This is a genomic window from Acidovorax sp. KPB24-07, from assembly GCF_057543315.1.
The window spans coordinates 1-2,551 of record NZ_BAAJYS010000444.1 but is presented as its reverse complement, the minus strand read 5'-3'; the positions used below and the strand labels follow the sequence as shown (position 1 = coordinate 2,551).

The following is a 2,551-nucleotide window of genomic DNA, read 5'->3' as shown; positions in this document are numbered from 1 at the left end:
CGCTCATCGTGCGCGGGCGGCCCAGCCGCGCCACCCCGGGCGGGCCGGCAACTGCTGCAGCACCTGCAGCGCGCCCGCGTCATGGAGCACGACCTGCTGGCGGGGCTCTCGGGCGGCGATGGGGACGCGGATGCGTTCTTCGCCGTCACGCTCGCGGTCAATGCCGATTCGCTCGCCACCTGGCTGCTGCCGGCGCTGTCGGGCGTGCTGCAGCGCGAGCGCATCGCCATCGAGCTGGTGGTGGACGACCAGGAGCACACGCACGCGCTGCTGGAGGCCGGCCTGGCCCATGCCTGCGTGTCGGCCCAGCCGCATGCCATGCGCGGCTGCACGGCCGAGCCGCTGGGCCGCATGCGCTACCGGCTGGTGGCCTCGCCCGCATTCGCCGCGCAATGGTTCGGGCCGCGCGGCATCACCCGGGCGTCGGCGCGCCGGGCCCCCACGGTGGTGTTCAACCGCAAGGACCCGCTGCAGGCCAATGCGCTGCTCAATGCGTTCGGGCTGCAGGCCAGCGCCTATCCGAGCCATTACGTGCCGGCATCGGAGCCCTTCGTCGCGGCGATCCGGCTGGGGCTGGGCTACGGCATGGTGCCGGAGCTGCAGATCGGCGATGCCATCGCGCGCGGCGAGCTGATCGACGTGCTGCCCGATGCGGCGACGGACGTGGCCCTGTACTGGCACGGCTGGGCGCAGCAGCCGCCCCGGCTGGAGCGGCTCGCCCAGCGGGTGATGCAGGCGGCCCGGGGGCTGCTGTAGGCCGCCGGCCGCCGTTCGCTCACGTGGCGGCGCCCGGCCCGGGCACGGCGTAGAAGCCCAGGAACATGTCCACCGCGTCGTGCAGCACCTGTCGCTGCTGGGCCGGCGTGAGCGGCGGCTGACCCAGCGCCAGCTGCGGCCAGAAGGCGAAGGCCTTGACCATGCCCTGCAGCTGGTGCGCGGCGTATTGCGGATCGACCCCGCCACGCAGGCGGCCGGCCTGCTGCGCCGCGTGGATCCACGCGGGAACGCCTTCTTCCTTCTCGCCCAGGCGCGCCACCATGGCCTGCGCGCGGGCCGGGGTGTGCAGCATCTCGGCCATGGCCACGCGCGACAGGTCCATGAACGCCGCATCGCCCAGCAGCGCCATCTTGCGCTCCAGCAGCTCCAGCAACTGCGCGCGCAGGGGCCGCTGAGGATCGTGCCCCGGTGCCGCCAGCGACTGGCTGCGGTCCCACAGCTGCCCGAGGATGGCGGCGAACAGGTCGTCCTTGCTGGGGAAATGGTTGTAGACCGTGCGCTTGGAGACCGCGGCCGCGGCGGCCACCCGGTCCATGCTGGTGCCGGCGAAGCCGTGCTCGCGGAACTCGCCGATCGCCGCCTGGACGATGGCATGGCGCTTGCGGTCGGTCAGGCGGGAGGGCGGCGGAGCGATGGCGGTCATAGGCAAAATTTTACACTCGGCAGTTTACTTTTCTGGATCGAACACTACACTGTGCAGTGCAGTTTTTGGGGTGGTTGCTTGCCCGCCTCGCTGCCCGCCCGGGTTCTCCGGCCATTTCACTTTCTCATCGCCATGGCTTACCGCATGTCCTCCTGTTCCGAATCGCCGGCCGCTCCGCACGGCCCGTCGCCCCAGTTCGTTGACGGGCGCTTTCGCAACGCGGCGCCCCGGCACCGCCTGGGCATGCTCAAGACGCTCGGCGTGCTGTGGCGGTTCGCCCTCGGCAAGCCCGCGGACACGGTGCCGGACCGGCCCATCGCCGTCCAGCCCCTGACCACCGCCGCACTGCTGCAGGCGCCGGACGACAGCCTGTGGCGGCTGGGGCATTCGACCCTGCTGCTCAAGCTGGACGGCCGATTCTGGCTCACCGACCCGGTGTTTTCCGAGCGCGCCTCGCCGGTGCAGTTCCTGGGCCCCAAGCGCTTTCATGCGCCGCCGCTGGCCATCGAAGACCTGCCGCCCATCGCGGGCGTGATCCTCTCGCACGACCATTACGACCACCTGGACCACGCGGCGATCCTGAAGCTCGCGCCCAAGGTGGAGCACTTCGTCGCGCCGCTGGGCGTGGGCGACCGCCTCATCGCCTGGGGCGTGCCGGCGGCCAAGGTGCAGCAGTTCGACTGGTGGCAGGGCACGACCCTCGGCGGGCTGCGCCTGGTGGCCACGCCGGCGCAGCATTTTTCGGGGCGCAGCCTGTCGGACGGCAACCGCACGCTGTGGGCGTCATGGGTGCTGATGACGGCGGACACCCGCATCTTCTTCACCGGCGACACGGGCTATTTCGACGGCTTCCAGGCCATCGGCGAGCGCTTCGGCCCGTTCGATCTCACGCTGGTGGAAACCGGCGCCTACAACGCCGACTGGCCCGACGTGCACATGCAGCCCGAGCAGAGCCTGCAGGCCCATCTGGACGTGAAGGGCCGCCACATGATGCCCATCCACAACGGCACGTTCGACCTGTCGCTGCACCCGTGGACCGAGCCCTTCGAGCGCATCACCGCGCTGGCCGCCGCAGCCGGCGTGCCGCTGGTGGCGCCGGCGATGGGCGAGCGGCTCGACATCCGGGGCGCG

At 71.4% G+C, this 2,551-nt stretch carries 3 protein-coding genes; 2 read left to right on the top strand and 1 reads right to left on the bottom strand.

The features are described 5' to 3' along the window. Positions 1–756: HTH-type transcriptional regulator ArgP (gene argP / locus AC27IQ_RS22320; RefSeq protein WP_487090840.1), on the top strand; the 756-nt coding region annotated here is incomplete at its 5' end. 19 nt (positions 757–775) lie between these two features. Here argP and AC27IQ_RS22315 read toward each other — a convergent pair. Beyond that, complete coding sequence (locus tag AC27IQ_RS22315; protein WP_284425203.1) at positions 776–1,420, bottom strand: TetR/AcrR family transcriptional regulator; 645 nt, start codon at positions 1,418–1,420, stop codon at positions 776–778. 144 nt (positions 1,421–1,564) lie between these two features. On the opposite strand from AC27IQ_RS22315, the gene AC27IQ_RS22310 reads away from it, so the two are divergent. Then, positions 1,565–2,551: MBL fold metallo-hydrolase (locus AC27IQ_RS22310; RefSeq protein ID WP_487090839.1), on the top strand; the 987-nt coding region annotated here is incomplete at its 3' end.